Below are 16,352 nucleotides of genomic sequence, written 5' to 3'. Positions count from 1 at the left end.
ATCAGGCGTCCGTCCCAACTCGGAACCTGCACGCCCTTGTAGCCGCAATCGGCGGCCCATTTCGTGATCGACGCCCAAGAGTTGAACGGCGCCTCGTCTCCGGCGAACTGGGCAAGGAACAGGGCCGGGCCCTTGATGGTCTTCATGGTGAAACCTCAACTCTCGATTGTCTGGTCTGCGATTTGCAGAGCTAGTTGGTGACGTAGCCGACGCCGTATCGGTGCACGACGCCGGTTCTGATGCCGTTGCAGGCGCTCCGGTTACTCCGCCGCCTGCATGCCCTGGGTCTGGCCGATGGGGTGGTGGATGATCTCCGTTCCCAGGACGCCAAGATACTCCCGGATGAAAGCCGCAAGCGCCGTCCAACCTTCCGCGGTCACAAGATTTCCGTCGCGCAAGGCGTCCTTGCCGCCGATCGGCACATAGGTCGCGCCTGTCAGTTCGACTTCCGGGCGGGTCGTGAAGAGCCCGGCTACCCGCTTGCCCTTGATCACCTCGGGCACTGCTACCAACACCTGAACGCCATGGCAGATCGCCGCGATCGGCTTGTCGTCGCGATGAAATTCGCGAACGATCTCGCGGACTCGCTCGTAGGTGCGGATATATTCCGGGCCGCGCCCGCCGGCGACATAGACCGAGTCGTATCCGTCGGTCTTCGTCGTATCGAAATCCTGCGTCACCTCAATGGCGTGGCCCTTGTGTTCGGTCCAGGTCATCACGCCGGGGCCAAAATCGTGCACCGACGTGGTTACCCGGTCGCCCTTTTTCGTTTCGGGGCAAATGATATCGACCGTGTGGCCGACGGCCTCCAGGGCCTGCTGCACGACGAAAATCTCGTACTCCTCCGAATATTCGCCGATCAGCATGAGAATGCGCTTGCCGTTCATGTCTATCTCCTTCCCTTGTTATCTTCCACCACGGTTCCAGCCACGACCCTCGCCTCCATAGAGTTCGTACCCGCTCTGCGTCACAGCGAGCGTATCTTCAAGCTTGATGAAGCCGCGTGTCGGATGAAGCATCGTCGTTTCGACCGACAGCACCATGCCCGCTTTCAGCGGCTCGTCACGATCAATTCCTTCGTAAGCAACGGGGTGGTTCGTCATGACGAAAGGCGCCTCATGAGTGATGACGCCCATGCCGTGCGCGAAGAAGTCGGTGCAAGTCGCGTTAGGCTGTTTTGCAAGTTCGGCTTCGCCGGCTTCGATAAGATCGCCTGCTTTGGCGCCAGCCGCGATTTTTGAGAAGGCGGCCTGCTGAACGGTTTCGATTTCTGCCAGCAGATCCTCCAGTTCCGTATCCGGCTCCCCCAAAACGCCCATGCGACATATGTCGCCGATATAGCCGTCCAGATTACCACCGGAGTCGATCGACAGGACTTCACCCGCAGCCCAAGCCTGATCGGAGGAGGCCCGATTGTGCGACGCGCCCAGCGTCAGGAGGCAGTATTCGAACTGGAGGCCACGCGACGATTCCTCGGCGCGAAGCCGGTCGATGATTTCCTTTTTCGTCGATCCTTCGCGCGCCCATCTGACGGTCGCCTGCATCGAAGCGCTGATACGTTCCGACGCATCCTTGAGCATCGCCAGTTCTTTCGGCGACTTGACCGCACGCAGTCGTTCGAGCACGCCGCAAGCGTCGATGAGCGGAGCGTTCGAGTAGGCCGCCTCAAGATCCCGCGCCGCATCCAGCGGAAGGAAACCCGGTTCGATGCCGATCCGCGGAGAGGCCGGCCCCTCGGCTTTCAGGTGCTTGATCGCCTGCGCCATGGCGTCACGCGTGCCCCATGCGACCGGAAAGAAATGCGGTGTCCAGAAGGGACGATTGGCATGTTCCATTCCCTCCATCTTGTTGGCGACGTAAGCGGTCTTTCGCGGCGCGCCCTTAACATAGGCGACGATCGGCAGATAACGGCTATGACCGATCGCATCCATCGCGGAAAAGAAGATGAAACGGTAGCCGCCCATCAGATACTGGACATTGTGCTTCGACGTGGCGAGCAGCACGTCGATGCCAGCCTTTTCCATCAGATCGTCGAGATGCCCGAAATCATACGGCAGGGCGTTGGTAGCAAGGTCTTCCATGGGTGCTTACCCCTTCGCCGGGATCAGGTGGAAATCCGGAAGCTCTTTCAACAGCTCTTCAGGGCCGGCCGGGGAATAAACAACGAAGATCTGCATCTCCCCGTCTCCCGTGTTCAGCGTCGAATGATAGCGGCTTTCCGGAATGAAGATCGTGCAGCCCGGCCTCACCGTCTCGGTATGCGGGTTGCCGTTTTCGTCCTCGACCATCTGTTCGCCTTCGCCCTTGAGGATGAAAATGATCTCCTCCGAGCCCGGATGGTTGTGGCGGGCATGGCCCTGTCTTGGCGGCACAGTGACGACCGCGGCCGAGAACTGTTTCGCGCCATTCGCCTGCGGCCCAAGCGTCACGGATAACTGCCCCCAGTCGAACCCGTAGGCGTCGACAGCTTCCGGATATTTGTAAAGGTCCTTCACGTCGGTCATGGGATTATCCTTTCGCGGTGACATCTTTGAACGCCCGGATCTGCTCCGCGATGGCGCGTTCTGCGGGCAGGCGCTCGGCCGACGACGCGCCGTAGAAGCCGTCGATCCGGTCGGCATTCCTAAGTACGTAGGCGGCGTCGTCCGGCATCGAGATCGGCCCGCCGTGGCAGAGCATGATCACGTCCTTGCGCACGGAGCGCGCGGCCGCAGCAATGGCGTCGATCTCCTCGACACACTGATCCAGCGTCTTCGCCGACGTCGCGCCGATGGTGCCGCCTGTGGTCACGCCCATATGCGCGACGATGATGTCGGCGCCAGCCTTCGTCATTGCGATCGCCTCGTCGGGATTGAAGACATAAGGGGTGGTCAGCATGTCCTGGGCGTGCGCCTCGGCGATCATGTCGACCTCCAGCCCAAAGCCCATGCCCGTTTCCTCGAAGCTCTGGCGCATGGTGCCATCGAACAGGCCGACGGTCGGAAAGTTCTGAACTCCCGAAAAGCCCATGTCCTTCAACTCGGCGAGGAACCGTGGCATGAGAATGAAGGGATCTGTGCCGTTCACGCCGGCGAGCACCGGGGTCTTTTTGACGACCGGCAGAACCTCGACCGCCATCTCCTTCACGATTTCGTTGGCGTTGCCGTAGGCGAGCAGTCCGGCGGCCGAGCCGCGCCCCGCCATGCGGTACCGCCCGGAATTGTAGATGATGATGAGATCGATCCCGCCAGCCTCTTCCGCCTTTGCCGAAAGGCCCGTGCCCGCGCCGCCGCCGATGATCGGCTCGCCTTTCGCGATCATCGCGTGGAAACGGTCCAGGATTGTCTTGCGAGGAATGGCTGACATCAGGGCTCCATAAGGTCTTGAAAGGTGTTGGCCGCGGCCTCCGCGAAGGCCGGGTCGTTGATATGGCACGGCAGGAAGACCAGACGCGCCTTGTCTTCGATCGTGTCGCGCAGCGTGTCGTATAGCGCCGCGTCGGCTTCCGGATCCCAGAATGCGCCGCCCTCGATGTCGAGCGCCGAGACGCCTTTTTCGGGCAGGAGAAGCCGCACCGGGCCATGGCAAGCGTTGAGCTTCCGGCCGATCCACCGGCCCATATCCGCGTTTTCTTCTGCGGTCGTCCGCATCAGCGTCACGTTCGGATTGTGCTCGTAGAACGTTCTCCCGCGATACTTCGAGGGTACGGTATCCGGCGCCCAGAAATTGACCATGTCCAACGCACCGACGGAGCCTACCCAGGGCGCGCCGGTGCGTGCGACAACATCAAGCCTGTCAGGATCGGCGGCGAGGACGCCGCCGAACAGCAGGTCGGCGATTTCCGTCGTCGTGATGTCGACCAGGCCCGACATGAATTGCTGCTCGAGCAACCGTTCCATCGACCGCCCGCCGGTTCCCGTTGCGTGGAATACCAGGCAATCGTAACGCTCGTCGAGGCGCTCTGTGATGGCGTTCACGCAGGCGGTCGTTACGCCGAACATAGTCAGCCCGATGGCGATCTTGTCGTCCACTGCTGCAGGAGACGAAGCGGATATCGCCCCGACCAAGGCATGCGCGCTGTTCGAGAGAATGACGCGGCTCAGCTGGTTCAGTCCGGCGATGTCGGTCACCGAAGGCGCCATCACGATGTCGGACGTTCCCACGTAGGGCGCAGTATCCCCGGAGGCGAGCGTCGAGACCATGATCTTAGGGACGCCATAGGGCAATTCCCGCATCCCCGCGCACGCCATTGACGTCCCGCCGCCGCCACCGACCGCAATCATGCCCGAGATCTCACCCGAGTGCCGCCGGCACCATTCTGCGAATGCCGTGCCCATCGCCGAGACAGCCGCGCCTCGGTCGCTACCGCCGAGCACTGCCCCCTCTCCGTCCGGATGGCACGACGCGATGTCTTCGGCGGCAATATCGACCGCAATCGACGGCGCGCGCGTGCCGATATCGACAATCACCGCCTGCTGGCCGTCAGCCGCGATCAGATCCCTGAGATAGGCGAGTTCCTCGCCCTTTGTGTCGGCCGTGCCGACCACATGAATCACGCGCAACGCAAGCTCCTCCCCTGACGTCGCGGCCTGTCTATCGGCGGCCGTTTGAAAAACCGCCTTGACCCTGAATGGGACTGGAGTACCATATTGGGATGACAGTCCCGCGTCAACGAGATGAAGCTGCCGAAAAAGCCAAACCGCTCAAGGGAGCCGCGGCGCGCACACATTCCCTTATGGTTTCGACGGCCAATGCGATGATGCGCGATGGCATGTCTCCGTCGGTCAGCGAGGTCGCGGAAGCCGCCGGCGTTTCGCGCTCGACCGCCTACCGATATTTCCCGAACCGGTCCGACATGGTGCGCGCCGTCGTGGCCGAGGCCTTGGGCCCGATCCTGGATTGGGAAGATCGGATGAACGGCAGCGATCGCATCACTGCGCTCTATGCGGCCGCCTTTCCGAGGCTCTATGAGCACGAGGCCACGTTCCGCGCGGCACTGCGTCAATCCCTCGAGGCCGACGGCGCCGACGCCACGCTTGGCCGCGGCCATAGGCGACAGTTGCTCGCCAGCGCAATCCGCGACCTCGGACTGCCGAAAGGGAAAGCCGATCGGTTGATCCGTGCGCTGTCCCTGACTTTTGGTGTCGAGGCGATGATTGTTCTCAGGGACATTTGGGGCTTGAGCGACGACGAGGCGCAAAGCACGGCGCTTTGGGCCGCGCAGGCGATGATAGAGGCCGCGATGCGGGAAGCGGGTGGCGATGGCAATGAGGAAAGTTGAAACTGGTCCGGCCAGATATGCAATACCTGTTGTGACGATAGCACGGCCGACAGTTGCGGAAGCGACGTCCGCATTGCCTGCTTCATATGCGAAAAAAAGCTTATGTCTCATTGGTTTTTCAGGTCGCCCGCGTGCATGCGGCAAGTTAAACACAACCTTGACAACCCAGGCAATCTGGTAATACCAAAATTGTTATCGCGACGACGATGAATTTCGGTCGATCGGAGGAGAGACGGGAGAATACCAGCAGTCCACGACTACCAAGCAGATCAAATGGGAGGAAACCGAAATGAAAAGATATGTTTACCGGCTGCTCGCTGGAGCAGCGGCGCTTGCGTTCATGGTGCCTGCGGCGTCAGCGCAGGAACTGACAATCTTCTGGGCGGAGTGGGATCCGGCCAATTACCTGCAGGAACTCGTCAACGAGTATGAAGCCGAGACAGGCGTCACGGTCACGGTGGAAACTACGCCCTGGCAGGACTTCCAGACCAAGGCGTTCACGGAGTTCAACGCCAGGGGCTCGGCCTACGACATGATCGTCGGCGACAGCCAGTGGTTGGGCGCCGCGTCCGAAGGCGGCCACTATGTTGACCTGACCGAGTTCTTCCAGAAGCACGATCTCGGCAACGTGATGGCTCCGGCGACGGTCAAGTACTACGCCGAATATCCGGGCAACTCTGGCAATTACTGGGCGATCCCCGCCGAGGGCGACGCCGTCGGTTGGTCCTATCGCAAGGACTGGTTCGAAGATCCGGAGGAAATGAAGGCGTTCGAGGCCAAGTATGGCTATCCGCTCGCCGTTCCGGAGACCTGGCAGCAGTTGCTCGACATTGCCGAGTTCTTCCATCGCCCCGATGAGAACCGCTACGGCATCGCGATCTACACCGACAACTCCTATGACGGCCTTGTCATGGGCGTCGAGAACGCGCTGTTCTCCTATGGCGCCGAGCTCGGAAACTACGAGACCTACGAAGTTGAGGGCATTCTCAACTCCGATAAGGCTGTACAGGCGCTGGAAGCCTATCGCCAGCTTTACCAGTACACGCCTCCGGGCTGGTCGAAGACTTTCTTTGTCGAGAACAACCAGGCCATCACCGAAGGTCTGGCGGCGATGTCGATGAACTACTTCGCCTTCTTCCCGGCTCTGGTGAACCCGGCGACGAACCCGAATGCAGCCAATACCGGCTTCTTCGCCAACCCGGCCGGGCCGGACGGCGACCAGTATGCAGCGCTCGGCGGTCAGGGGATATCGATCGTCTCGTACTCCGACAATATCGATGAGAGCTACAAGTTCCTCGAGTGGTTCATTCAGGACGATGTGCAGAAGCGCTGGGCAGAACTGGGCGGTTACACCGCGCATGCCAAGACCCTCGAAAGCCAGGAGTTCCGGCAGGCCACCCCGTACAATGAGGCCTTCTACCAGACCATGTTCAAGGTGAAGGACTTCTGGGCTGTTCCGGAATATGCGGAGCTCCTGACGGCGGCCAACCAGCGCATTTACCCCTATGTCGTCGGTGGCGAGGGCACGGCTAAAGAAGCCTTGGATGCGCTTGCCCAGGACTGGGTCGATACGTTCAAGAAATACGGCCGCACCGAATAAGCCGGCTGATCATCTGACTAAGCGGCGGGCGCTGTTGGCGCCCGCCAGTTCCCAGCCAGGAAGCGACAAACCGTGACAGACGTTATGACCAGGCTTGAGCCGGGAAGCCGCGCCGCTTCGCGCGGGTTTTCCGACCTCACGATCCGGAACTTGTTCATCATTCCGACGATCGCCTTTTTGATTATCTTCAACGTATTTCCGTTGCTGTATTCGCTCTGGACATCGTTCACCGATTTCCGCGCTTCGACCACGGCGCCGGCAAACTGGGTCGGACTGGCCAATTACCGCGAGTTGCTCAACGACCCCTTCATCTGGCGCAATTTCACGATCACCGCGAAATACGTGCTGATCTCCGTGACGGGACAGGTGGTGGTCGGCTTCGGGCTCGCGATGCTCCTGAACCGCCAAATTCCCTTCAAGGGATTGATTACCACGCTGCTGCTGCTGCCGATGATGCTCTCCATGGCCGTCGTCGGCCTGTTCTGGAAGCTGCTTTACGATCCGTCCTTCGGCATCATCAATTATTTCCTCGGTCTCGGAAAATTCGAATGGCTGGCGGATCCTCAGGTCGCGCTTTACGCAGTCGCTCTCGTCGATATCTGGATGTGGTCGCCCTTCGTGATGCTGCTGTCGCTGGCGGGCCTGTCGGCCGTGCCGAAGCATCTCTACGAAGCGGCGGAGATCGACCGCGCTGGACCCTTCTACACCTTCTTCCGGATCACGCTTCCGCTGGTCGCGCCGATCCTGATGATCGCGATCATTTTCCGAACCATGGAGGCGTTCAAGACATTCGACCACGCCTACATTCTCTCGTCGCAGCCGACGACCGAACTGATCGCGATCCGTCTCTATAAGATGGCGTTCTTGGAGTGGCAGACGGGCCTGAGCTCCGCCTTCGCCTACATCGTCCTGATAATGGTGGTCGCGATCACCAACATCTACGTGAAGTATCTCAACAAGGCAAAGGCGCGCTGAGATGGCCGAAGTCAAAACAAAGGGCGAGGTCGTTCTCAATCGCGTGGCGATCGTTGCCGTCGTCGTCGCACTGATCGTCATGCTGACGCCGATCTACTGGATCGCCTCGACCGCCTTCAAGCCGCGCAGTCTGGCCACCACCGTCCCGCCGACCGTGATGTTCGAGCCTACATTGACGCCCTTCGCGAAGCTTTTCACCAAGCGTTCGCAGCTGCGCCAGCCGGTGGAAGAGGATGTCTACGAAGCCGCGCCCTGGTGGGAGAAGCTGATCTATGACGACGGCGAGCAGGTCGTGAAGAACCGCAAGACCGGCGCGATCACGTCGTCCGGCTATTGGGATCGCTACAAGAACTCGCTGATCGTCTCGATCATCTCGACATTCCTCGCTGTATCCATGGGCACGCTGACGGCCTACGGCTTCTCGCGCTTCAAGGTGAAAGGAGAGCAGGACTGGCTGTTCTTCATTCTCAGTACGCGCATGTTGCCTCCTGTCGTCGTCGCCATCCCGATGTTCCTGATGTACCGCACGGTCGGCCTGCATGACACGCATCTCGGCCTGATCATTCTCTACACGGCGTTCAATCTGTCTTTTGCGGTCTGGATCATGAAGGGCTTCGTCGACGAGATTCCCCGGGAATACGAGGAGGCGGCGCTGGTGGACGGCTACACACGGCTACAGGCCTTCTGGAAGATCGTGTTGCCGGAGGCCCTTACAGGCATTGCCGCCACTGCCGTCTTCTGTTTCATCATCGCCTGGAACGAATATGCCTTTGCCTTGATGATGACCTCGCGCAACGCGCAGACCGCGCCGCCCTACATCCCGTCGCAGGTGGGGTCCGGCCTGCCCGACTGGAGCGTGATCGCAGCGGGAGCGTTCCTGTTCCTGCTGCCGGTCGCCATCTTCACGTTCCTCCTTCGCAACCATCTGCTGCGAGGCATGTCCTTCGGAGCGATCCGCAAATGACCTTTCGTGAACTGAATACGAAACTGTTCGAACCGACTGCGCAGTGGGTGATGATCGGGGGACTGGTGTGCCTTTGCCAGCCCTGGGTGGAACTCCTGCACCGCTACGGGCTGACGATTACCATCATCGGGCTGATCGGATTCCTGGTGACTGCCCACATTCCGCCCGAACCCGAGGCTGAAGCAGAGGAAGAGGAAGAGCTGATCTGATGGCCCGGATCGAACTCACCAACGTCCAGAAATTCTTCGGAGCCGTCCAGGTTCTCAGGGACGTCAATCTCGTCATCGAGGACGGCGAATTCGTCGTCATGCTCGGCCAGTCCGGCTGCGGCAAGACCACCACGCTTCGCGCGATTGCCGGCCTCGAAACCATCACTTCCGGGACGATCACCATCGATGGCAAGGAAGTCCAGAACCTCAAGGCCGCCGACCGCGATATCGCCTTCGTCTTCCAGTCATTCTCGCTTTATCCCCACATGACGGTGGAAGAGAATATCGCGTTCCCCCTTCGCGCCGTGCGCAGCAGACAGGCCGAACGCGAGGCCGAAGTGAAGGAAGTCGCCCGGTTCCTTGGTATCGAACAGCTTCTGCCGCGCCGGCCGTCCGCATTGTCGGGAGGCGACATGCAGCGCGTCGCCATCGGGCGGGCGCTCGTCCGTCGACCGAAGGCGCTGCTCATGGACGAACCCATCGGTGCGCTCGACGCAAAGCTCCGCGAACAGATGCGCGCCGAAATCAAGCGGCTGCACATCGCGCGTGAATCGACAAGCGTCTACGTGACCCACGATCAGGTTGAGGCAATGTCGTTGGCCGACCGGATTGTCGTCATGCATGACGGCCTGCTGCAGCAGGTCGGCGCGCCGGAGGAGGTTTATCTTCGTCCCGCCAACCTTTTCGTGGCCCAGTTCGTTGGTTCTCCGGTCATGAACGTCGCGGATGTCACCGTCGAGAGCGAAGGCACGGACGCGCTGCTGCGGATCGGCGGCGCAAACGGATTTCGCGTGCCATCCGAAACGGTATCGCATCTAAACGGATCGCCTGCCAAGCTCGGTATCCGCCCTGAAGCCGTCATGCTGTCTCACGATGCCAAAGACGGCTACATCGAGACTGAGACGACCAATGTCGAGCCACTCGGCAGCCACGACATCGTAGACGTCCGTGTCGGGGACGAGACGCTCCGCGCACGCTGCGAATCCGGCTTTACCGGCGGCGAGGGCCAGAAGCTTTGGGTCGCGCTGGACCCGCACCGCGCGCATTTCTTCGATGCCGCGTCCGGAAATTCGCTGAGGAGATCTGCCTGATGGCACGTATCGAGCTGCAGAACATCACCAAGCGCTATGGCGGTACGCGCGCTTTGAAGGATCTCAGCCTGACCGTTGAGGATGGCGAGTTCTTCGTGCTGCTCGGTCGCACCGGCGCGGGCAAGACGACAACGCTCAGGGTCGTCGCGGGGCTCGAAAAACCCGACGAGGGGCGCGTTTTCATCGGCGATTCTGACGTCACAAGCTGGACTGCAGCCGAGCGTGATGTCGCGCTCGTGCTGCAGCAATACTCGCTCTATCCGCGCCTGACAGTGCGCGGTAATCTGGAATTCCCGTTGCGTCCCAAGGTTCGCAACATGAACGAAGACGAGATCAGGCGCCGGGTCGACCGCGCCGCCAAGACCCTCCAGATCACACATCTGCTCGACCGCAAGGTGGAACGGCTATCGGGCGGCGAAATGCAGCGCGTTTCCATCGGTCGCGCCATCGTGCGCGATCCGCGCGTCTTCCTGATGGACGAGCCGCTGTCCGCGCTCGATGCGAAGTTGCGCGAGGCGCTGCGCGTCGAACTGAAGAAGCTGCATCAGGATCTTGGCGCGACCTTCCTGTTCGTGACCCACGACCAGGTTGAGGCGATGTCGATGGGCGACAAGATCGGCGTCTTGCGCAGCGGCCGCCTCGTTCAGGTCGGCACGCCCTCCGAAATCTACGAGCGTCCGCACAACACCTTCGTCGCCCGGTCCGTCGGTACGCCGCCGATGAACCTCATCGAGGGCAGGCTGGATGGAGAGAGCGCACGGCTTGGTTCGTTTGTGCTGCCGGTCAGCTCGCCGGCGAACTCCGAACAGAAGGTCACCTTCGGAGTCCGGCCCGAGAACATCGTCATACAGTCCGGCGCACCGGCCGAAGCGCGCGTTTTCGATATCGAGGACCAGGGCGTTATCAAGATTCTCGCGCTCGACATGGGCGACACGCGCCTGCACGCCACTGTCCCGGCGGGCACGCATGTGAATCGCGACGAAGTTGTCCGTTTCGGCTGGAAGCCGGAGCGCGTGCTGTCCTTCGATCCGGAGACCGGACGAAACCTCGCGCTTTAGAGCCTTTCAGGCGAAACGCTGGCGATAGCGGGGGACCGCATCGGGGTTGACGAGCTGCTCCGGCAGTTCGCCGGCCGCGACACGACGCGTTTCGGCGACGACGCCCTGGCCCATGCGCAACATGCTTTCCTCGGTGATTCCGGCCATGTGGGGCGTCAGGATAACGTTTCGAAGCGCCAGCAGCGGGTGGTCGAACGGCAGGGGCTGTGTGTCGAATACATCGATCGCCGCGCCGCCGAGATGGCCGGTTTCCAGGGCCTCGATCAGCGCGCTCTCCACGACCACCGGTCCGCGCGCGACATTGATCAGTAGCGCACCAGGCCGCATCCGCTCCAGTGCAATCGCGTCGATCAGCCCGCGTGTCTGCGCGGTCAACGGGCAGCAAAGAACGACGATGTCAGCTTCAGAAAGCAGGTCCTCCAGCGAAACGGCGCGCATGGACTCGGGCACATTGCCGGCGCTCCGCGTATGGCAGACCACGTCCATCGCAAAGCCACTCTGCGCGATTCGTGCGATGTTTCGGCCGACATTGCCCATGCCGACAATGCCGATGGTCCGACGGGAGAGCTCCCGCCCGAAATCCGAATGCGCACGGCCCGCCGCCCAGCCCCGCGCCCTTAGGTCTGTGTTCACCTCGGGGTAGCGCTTAAGCAGCGCCAAAGCGGTCCAGATCACATGCTCCGCAACGCTGAGCGCGTTGACGCCCGGCACATTGGCAACCAGCACCCCGGCATCCGTGGCCGCATCAACGGGGATCATGTCGAGCCCGGCGCCGTGCCGCACCAGCGCCTTCAGTCCCTGTTCCCGCTGGATGACCTCGGCCGGTATTGGAGCCCTGACCACAATGACCTCCGCTCCCGTGCTTTCGGCGACGATCGCCTCGGGCGTCGGTGCGCTTGCAACGCGATAGGCGCCGATGCCGGACAGCGCCTCCGTCACTTCCGGGTGAAGGTGATGGGTCGAGAAAATCGACAGGCCGGCCATGTCAGTCGGAGAGCTCGGCCGGCTGCAGAAGTTCGCTCCAATAACTCATGGCGCCACGCAGATGCGAAACCATGAGGGCGGAAGCCAGCGCCGCATCCCGATTCACAAGCGCTTCGAAAATCTGCTTGTGTTCCTCGTGCGACTTCCGGTTGCGATCGGGATCGCGAAAGTACACCTTGAGGCGGTTCCCGCCCAGTTCGTAGAAGGCGGTGCAGATGTTGAGAAACAGCGTGTTCTGGGTCGCACGGACGATCTCCAGATGAAACTCTTGGTCTAGCCCGTCTATACCCTCCCCTTGGGCAATGCGTTCCTCTGAACGGACGAGAATGTCGCGCAGACGGTCGAAATTCTCGTCGTCAGCGCGCGCGGCAGCAAGTTCAGCCGCCTTGATTTCGTGGATCTTGCGAACTTCGACGGCCTCGTAGATCTGGCGGTTTTCCAGCGGCAGCCCTGCCCGCGCAAGAAAAGCCATCGCCTCGATGCCGGTATTGTCGGTATTGACGTAGATGCCAGATTTCGCGCGCCGCTCGATGACCTGCATCGCCTCCAGGATCGCCAGCGCTTCGCGCACCTGTCCCCGGCTCACGGAAAAATGTTCGGCAAGGTCGCGTTCAGACGGCGCCTTCCCGCCATTCGTGCGAGCACTGTCCAGCAGGTGGGTAGCTATGGCTGGAAGGATTTCCTGTCCCTGCATCGTATGTTCGCTCGCGTCAGAATTTCGAGAAACGCGTAAGGATATCGGTGTCCACGTCAAGCCCAAGCCCGGGCGCATCGGGCACAGAAATCATTCCGTCTTTCACGAACACCTTTTCTCGAGACAGGTCGTGGATCATCGGGTTGGCGCCCAGCGAATACTCGACGATAAAACCCGCGGGCGCAGCCGCCACAACATGGAGCCCGGCAAAGAATGCCGGCGCGCCGGCCCAAAGATGCGGTGCGAGGCGCAAATTGAACGCCGAGGCCATCGCCGCGATGCGCATGGCCTCAGTGATACCGCCGCAAAATGCGGGGTCCGGTTGAAGGATGTCGGCGGCGCGCGAAACCATGATGTCGCGGAAGTCGAACCGGGTGCATTCCGATTCGCCGACGGCGACCGGGATGTGCGTCGCGTGGCGAAATTCCGCCAGCCCCGGCACGTCGTCTCCGGTGATCGGCTCCTCGAACCAGGCGAGATCGCAATCGGTCACCATGGCAGCGAAACGCTTTGCCTGCGCCACGGTGTATGTGCCATGCGCGTCGACCATCAGGTCGACATCTGGTCCGATCGCCTCGCGAGCTGCCCGCACACGCTTCGCCGAGACATGTGGCGCGCCGTCCATTGCGCCGACCCGCATCTTGACGGACTTGAACCCGCCGGAATCGATATAGGAGCGCAACTGATCGCCAATACCCTCGGCATTAGCCCAGCCGCCGGATGCATAGGCCGGAAGCCGGTCCGCCGACCGACCCCCGAGAAGCGACCAGACCGGCACGCCGAGCGCCTTTCCCTTGATGTCCCACAACGCGATGTCGATCGCACTGATTGCCGCGAGTGAGAGTCCCCGGCGGGCAAGTTCCGGGAAAACATGCCCGCCGGCGGCGGCGCTTTCGCGCCGTGAACCATTATAAAGCGCCTCCCAAATCGCAGTTATCTGCGACGCGTTCCAGCCGATGAGAAACGGCCCGACTTCCTTGTTGATGAGATGAACCAGGGCGGCATACTGACCGGCGCTGCCGGCGGCGTTCTTGCCTTCGCCCCATCCGACGATGCCGTCCTCCGTCTCTACCCTTACAATAGCCGCGTCGAATGTCCTCAGCCGGCCGAAGTCACTCACGTGCTGGCGCGACTCCTCGATCGGGATCTGTATCCAGCGGGCTTCTATCGACTTGATACGCATCGGATGTCCTCCTGCCGCGCCTGGCCCGGTCACTTCATCAGCGGCAAGAGGGTCTCAGCGGTGATCCGCATCTGGTCGGCATAAAACTCTTCTGTCAGCAGAGAAGATCCATGATCCTGGATGAACTTGAGCTGTTCCGGAGAGATGTCGACGGGATTGGTCTCGACCATGTCCGGATACATTGTCGCCGGTGTCCGGTCGACCGGAGCGACGAATTCGTTGGTAAGCGCGCCGTCATAGCCGATGTCTTTCAGCGTGTTCACGATCTTCGGCCAGTCGAGGTGCCCCAACCCGGCGCCGAAACGGTTGTTGTCGGCGACATGGAAATCGAACAGACGATCGCCGGCGAGGCGGATGGCCTCGTAGATGTCGCTCTCCTCGATATTGAGGTGGAACGCATCCAGGCAGACGCCGCATTCCGGACTGACGGCATCGGCCAGTGCGAGCGCCTGCGCACAACGGTTAAACAGGTAGGTTTCGAAGCGGTTCAGCGGCTCGACCGCAATCTTTACGCCCTTCTTCTGCGCATGCGCGAAGCATTCCTTGGTCGCTTCGACGACCCAGCCCCATTCCTCTTCGGGGGTACCGTCCGGCACTACCTTGCCAACGGTGGCCGGAACCAGCGTCACGATCTCGCCTTCGAGTTCGGAAACCATGGTAATCACCGACTTCACGTAGTCGACAGATCGTGCGCGCTGGCCCTCGTCCTTTGCAGCGAGGTTTCGCTCGCCGAGCGTAAGTGTGACCGCGCCCCAGCAGCGCATGCCGGTTTCCTTCAGAAGAGCCCGCGTTTCCTTGACGTCGTATTGCGTCGGCTCGCCGGAAATCTCGATGGACTCATAGCCATATTGCTTGATCCGGCGCACCGTCGTTTCCAATGGCTCCGCCCGCATCCAGTTGTGGGTTGAAAGATGCATTTCCGTCCTCCCTTTATTTGAATACGCCAGCTTTCTTGGAGTGCCGGCCAATCCCTTCTGGTTATACCAGATAGCGCCGGATTGCGATGGCGGTCAAGAGACGCTTCTAGGTGGTGATGCTTTTAGAATCGGCATTTTTTTGAAAAACCGATTTACATTCGGGAATCATAAAACTTTCCGCTGGTCGATTTACCGCCATTTTGGTAGTACCAGGATGGCGAGAAGAGGAATTCATATGAAAATTGGAATGTGCATGTTTCTCTGGACGACCAGCGTTGGGCCGGAGCATGAGGCGCTACTCGCCGACATCCGCGAAACCGGCTTCGACGGCGTCGAGATTCCGGTCTTCGAGGGCGAGCCGGAGGATTACGCGAAACTCGGCGAATTGCTCGATTCGCTCGACCTCGAACGCACGGCGGTTTCGGCTCTCGGCGATCCTGCGCATGACCTGATATCACCCTCCATCAATGTTCGAAACGACGCAGTCGACCGCATGAAATGGGTGCTTGAATGTACCCGTGCGCTGGGCGCCGACAGGGTTTCCGGTCCACTGCATTCGGTGCTCGGCCAGTTCTCCGGCGCAAGCCCAACGGTCGACGAGTTCGAACGCGCCGTCGAAAGCCAGCGGCGCGTCGGTGAGATCGCGAGCGCCTGCAAAGTTACTGTCGGGCTCGAGGCACTGAATCGCTTCGAATGTTACCTCGTCAACACGATGGACGACCTGTGCGGCCTCGTGCGACGAGTCGGAAATCCGAACATCAAGGCGATGTACGATACGTTCCACTGCAACATCGAGGAGACCGATCCCGTTGGCGCTTTGACGCGCAACAAGGACCAGATCACCCACATACACATTTCTGAGAACGACCGCGGCGTACCGGGAAGGGGCAATATCGACTGGTCCGCCATCTTCGAAGCAATCCGGTCGATCGGTTACGACGACTGGCTGACCATAGAGGCGTTCGGTCGCGGGCTGCCAGATCTCGCCGCGGCGACGAAAGTCTGGCGCGATTTCGCCGAAAGCCCCGAAGCGGTCTATCGCAACGGCTTTGCACATATATCCGGGTATCTGGCGAAGGGTGCATCTTACGCGAATGGCTGAGGGCGCTAAGCCGACGCAGAATCTTATATGGCCAAAGAAGCGCGTTATTGCCTCGTCGGGGAGTTGTCTGCAATCTCGACCCATACCTTACGCCATGGCCGACATCGATCGAGTCGCTTTATAACCAAGAAAAGATTTCGATTACCACTCGCCAGAACAAACACTTCAGCGCGAAACCGGATTGCCATTAGCTAAGTGAACACTAATAAAAAGCCAATCCATGCAAGGGCATCCCCGCCACGTCATGCGGCTCCGTGGAACTCGCCGACTAGGGCACGAACGCGCTTACGACCGAACGAACTTGCTGACCTGCTT

The 16,352-nt window shown here is 60.8% G+C and carries 17 protein-coding genes and 1 pseudogene; 8 read left to right on the top strand and 10 right to left on the bottom strand.

Annotated elements, in window-relative coordinates:
- From LC343_RS16880 to LC343_RS16855, 6 genes and pseudogenes are all read right to left on the bottom strand, one after another.
- A pseudogene (locus LC343_RS16880) lies at positions 1–146 on the bottom strand (sugar phosphate isomerase/epimerase); the annotation flags it as partial.
- Positions 147–260: 114 nt separating this feature from the next.
- Positions 261–887 (bottom strand): DJ-1/PfpI family protein, encoded by a 627-nt coding sequence (locus LC343_RS16875; RefSeq protein ID WP_223478328.1) that lies wholly within the window; start codon positions 885–887, stop codon positions 261–263.
- Positions 888–905: 18 nt separating this feature from the next.
- A complete protein-coding gene (locus LC343_RS16870) occupies positions 906–2,081 on the bottom strand; it encodes a M24 family metallopeptidase (RefSeq protein ID WP_223478327.1) in 1,176 nt (391 codons plus the stop codon).
- A gap of 6 nt (positions 2,082–2,087) precedes the next feature.
- On the bottom strand, positions 2,088–2,504 hold the full coding sequence (locus tag LC343_RS16865) for a cupin domain-containing protein (RefSeq protein WP_223478326.1): 417 nt from the start codon (positions 2,502–2,504) through the stop codon (positions 2,088–2,090).
- A 4-nt stretch (positions 2,505–2,508) separates the two neighbouring features.
- Positions 2,509–3,345, bottom strand: coding sequence for a phosphoenolpyruvate hydrolase family protein (locus LC343_RS16860; protein WP_223478325.1), 837 nt, complete (start codon positions 3,343–3,345; stop codon positions 2,509–2,511).
- Positions 3,345–4,541: a Tm-1-like ATP-binding domain-containing protein gene (locus tag LC343_RS16855; protein ID WP_223478324.1), complete on the bottom strand. Its 1,197-nt coding sequence runs from the start codon at positions 4,539–4,541 to the stop codon at positions 3,345–3,347. Before LC343_RS16855 ends, LC343_RS16860 begins: the two co-directional genes overlap by 1 nt.
- 92 nt (positions 4,542–4,633) lie before the next feature.
- On the opposite strand from LC343_RS16855, the gene LC343_RS16850 reads away from it, so the two are divergent.
- The 7 genes from LC343_RS16850 (at position 4,634) to LC343_RS16820 (ending at position 11,157) form a co-directional block, all read left to right on the top strand.
- Entirely contained in the window at positions 4,634–5,260 is a 627-nt protein-coding gene (locus LC343_RS16850) for a TetR/AcrR family transcriptional regulator (RefSeq protein WP_223478323.1), read from the top strand.
- A gap of 340 nt (positions 5,261–5,600) precedes the next feature.
- A complete protein-coding gene (locus LC343_RS16845) occupies positions 5,601–6,860 on the top strand; it encodes an ABC transporter substrate-binding protein (protein ID WP_425419996.1) in 1,260 nt (419 codons plus the stop codon).
- 84 nt (positions 6,861–6,944) lie between these two features.
- The gene (locus tag LC343_RS16840; RefSeq protein WP_223478343.1) at positions 6,945–7,835 is read left to right on the top strand and encodes a carbohydrate ABC transporter permease; all 891 of its coding nucleotides are present in this window, start codon (positions 6,945–6,947) and stop codon (positions 7,833–7,835) included.
- A 1-nt stretch (position 7,836) separates the two neighbouring features.
- On the top strand, positions 7,837–8,799 hold the full coding sequence (locus LC343_RS16835) for a carbohydrate ABC transporter permease (protein ID WP_223478321.1): 963 nt from the start codon (positions 7,837–7,839) through the stop codon (positions 8,797–8,799).
- Positions 8,796–9,008, top strand: a complete 213-nt coding sequence (locus LC343_RS16830; RefSeq protein ID WP_223478320.1) for a hypothetical protein — start codon at positions 8,796–8,798, stop codon at positions 9,006–9,008. Before LC343_RS16835 ends, LC343_RS16830 begins: the two co-directional genes overlap by 4 nt.
- Positions 9,008–10,099, top strand: a complete 1,092-nt coding sequence (locus LC343_RS16825) for an ABC transporter ATP-binding protein (protein WP_223478319.1) — start codon at positions 9,008–9,010, stop codon at positions 10,097–10,099. Before LC343_RS16830 ends, LC343_RS16825 begins: the two co-directional genes overlap by 1 nt.
- Positions 10,099–11,157, top strand: coding sequence for an ABC transporter ATP-binding protein (locus tag LC343_RS16820; RefSeq protein ID WP_223478318.1), 1,059 nt, complete (start codon positions 10,099–10,101; stop codon positions 11,155–11,157). Before LC343_RS16825 ends, LC343_RS16820 begins: the two co-directional genes overlap by 1 nt.
- Before the next feature lie 6 nt (positions 11,158–11,163).
- On the opposite strand, the gene LC343_RS16815 is transcribed toward LC343_RS16820, so the two are convergent.
- From LC343_RS16815 to LC343_RS16800, 4 genes are read right to left on the bottom strand one after another with little or no spacing between them, the layout of a single operon-like run.
- Entirely contained in the window at positions 11,164–12,141 is a 978-nt protein-coding gene (locus tag LC343_RS16815; protein WP_428982581.1) for an NAD(P)-dependent oxidoreductase, read from the bottom strand.
- 1 nt (position 12,142) lies between these two features.
- Complete coding sequence (locus tag LC343_RS16810; protein WP_223478317.1) at positions 12,143–12,835, bottom strand: FadR/GntR family transcriptional regulator; 693 nt, start codon at positions 12,833–12,835, stop codon at positions 12,143–12,145.
- 16 nt (positions 12,836–12,851) lie between these two features.
- Complete coding sequence (locus tag LC343_RS16805) at positions 12,852–14,018, bottom strand: mandelate racemase/muconate lactonizing enzyme family protein (protein WP_223478316.1); 1,167 nt, start codon at positions 14,016–14,018, stop codon at positions 12,852–12,854.
- A gap of 29 nt (positions 14,019–14,047) precedes the next feature.
- Positions 14,048–14,935 carry a sugar phosphate isomerase/epimerase family protein gene (locus LC343_RS16800; RefSeq protein WP_223478315.1) on the bottom strand — a complete coding sequence of 296 codons (888 nt, stop codon included), beginning with the start codon at positions 14,933–14,935 and terminating at the stop codon, positions 14,048–14,050.
- A gap of 235 nt (positions 14,936–15,170) precedes the next feature.
- On the opposite strand from LC343_RS16800, the gene LC343_RS16795 reads away from it, so the two are divergent.
- Entirely contained in the window at positions 15,171–16,037 is an 867-nt protein-coding gene (locus tag LC343_RS16795) for a sugar phosphate isomerase/epimerase family protein (RefSeq protein WP_223478314.1), read from the top strand.
- Positions 16,038–16,352 lie beyond the last annotated feature (315 nt).

It is taken from the genome of Oricola indica (genome assembly GCF_019966595.1).
Lineage (GTDB): Bacteria > Pseudomonadota > Alphaproteobacteria > Rhizobiales > Rhizobiaceae > Oricola > Oricola indica.
Note: the sequence above shows the minus strand (reverse complement) of the source record. Positions and strands in the feature narration are given on the sequence as shown.

What these genes read in the sequence shown, in the direction of transcription:
- LC343_RS16875 (WP_223478328.1), bottom strand. Translation starts at nt 887, where the DNA reads ATGAACGGCAAGCGCATTCTCATGCTGATCGGCGAATATTCGGAGGAG.
- LC343_RS16870 (WP_223478327.1), bottom strand. Translation starts at nt 2,081, where the DNA reads ATGGAAGACCTTGCTACCAACGCCCTGCCGTATGATTTCGGGCATCTC.
- LC343_RS16865 (WP_223478326.1), bottom strand. Translation starts at nt 2,504, where the DNA reads ATGACCGACGTGAAGGACCTTTACAAATATCCGGAAGCTGTCGACGCC.
- LC343_RS16860 (WP_223478325.1), bottom strand. Translation starts at nt 3,345, where the DNA reads ATGTCAGCCATTCCTCGCAAGACAATCCTGGACCGTTTCCACGCGATG.
- LC343_RS16850 (WP_223478323.1), top strand. Translation starts at nt 4,634, where the DNA reads ATGACAGTCCCGCGTCAACGAGATGAAGCTGCCGAAAAAGCCAAACCG.
- LC343_RS16845 (WP_425419996.1), top strand. Translation starts at nt 5,601, where the DNA reads ATGGTGCCTGCGGCGTCAGCGCAGGAACTGACAATCTTCTGGGCGGAG.
- LC343_RS16840 (WP_223478343.1), top strand. Translation starts at nt 6,945, where the DNA reads ATGACCAGGCTTGAGCCGGGAAGCCGCGCCGCTTCGCGCGGGTTTTCC.
- LC343_RS16835 (WP_223478321.1), top strand. Translation starts at nt 7,837, where the DNA reads ATGGCCGAAGTCAAAACAAAGGGCGAGGTCGTTCTCAATCGCGTGGCG.
- LC343_RS16830 (WP_223478320.1), top strand. Translation starts at nt 8,796, where the DNA reads ATGACCTTTCGTGAACTGAATACGAAACTGTTCGAACCGACTGCGCAG.
- LC343_RS16825 (WP_223478319.1), top strand. Translation starts at nt 9,008, where the DNA reads ATGGCCCGGATCGAACTCACCAACGTCCAGAAATTCTTCGGAGCCGTC.
- LC343_RS16820 (WP_223478318.1), top strand. Translation starts at nt 10,099, where the DNA reads ATGGCACGTATCGAGCTGCAGAACATCACCAAGCGCTATGGCGGTACG.
- LC343_RS16815 (WP_428982581.1), bottom strand. Translation starts at nt 12,141, where the DNA reads ATGGCCGGCCTGTCGATTTTCTCGACCCATCACCTTCACCCGGAAGTG.
- LC343_RS16810 (WP_223478317.1), bottom strand. Translation starts at nt 12,835, where the DNA reads ATGCAGGGACAGGAAATCCTTCCAGCCATAGCTACCCACCTGCTGGAC.
- LC343_RS16805 (WP_223478316.1), bottom strand. Translation starts at nt 14,018, where the DNA reads ATGCGTATCAAGTCGATAGAAGCCCGCTGGATACAGATCCCGATCGAG.
- LC343_RS16800 (WP_223478315.1), bottom strand. Translation starts at nt 14,935, where the DNA reads ATGCATCTTTCAACCCACAACTGGATGCGGGCGGAGCCATTGGAAACG.
- LC343_RS16795 (WP_223478314.1), top strand. Translation starts at nt 15,171, where the DNA reads ATGAAAATTGGAATGTGCATGTTTCTCTGGACGACCAGCGTTGGGCCG.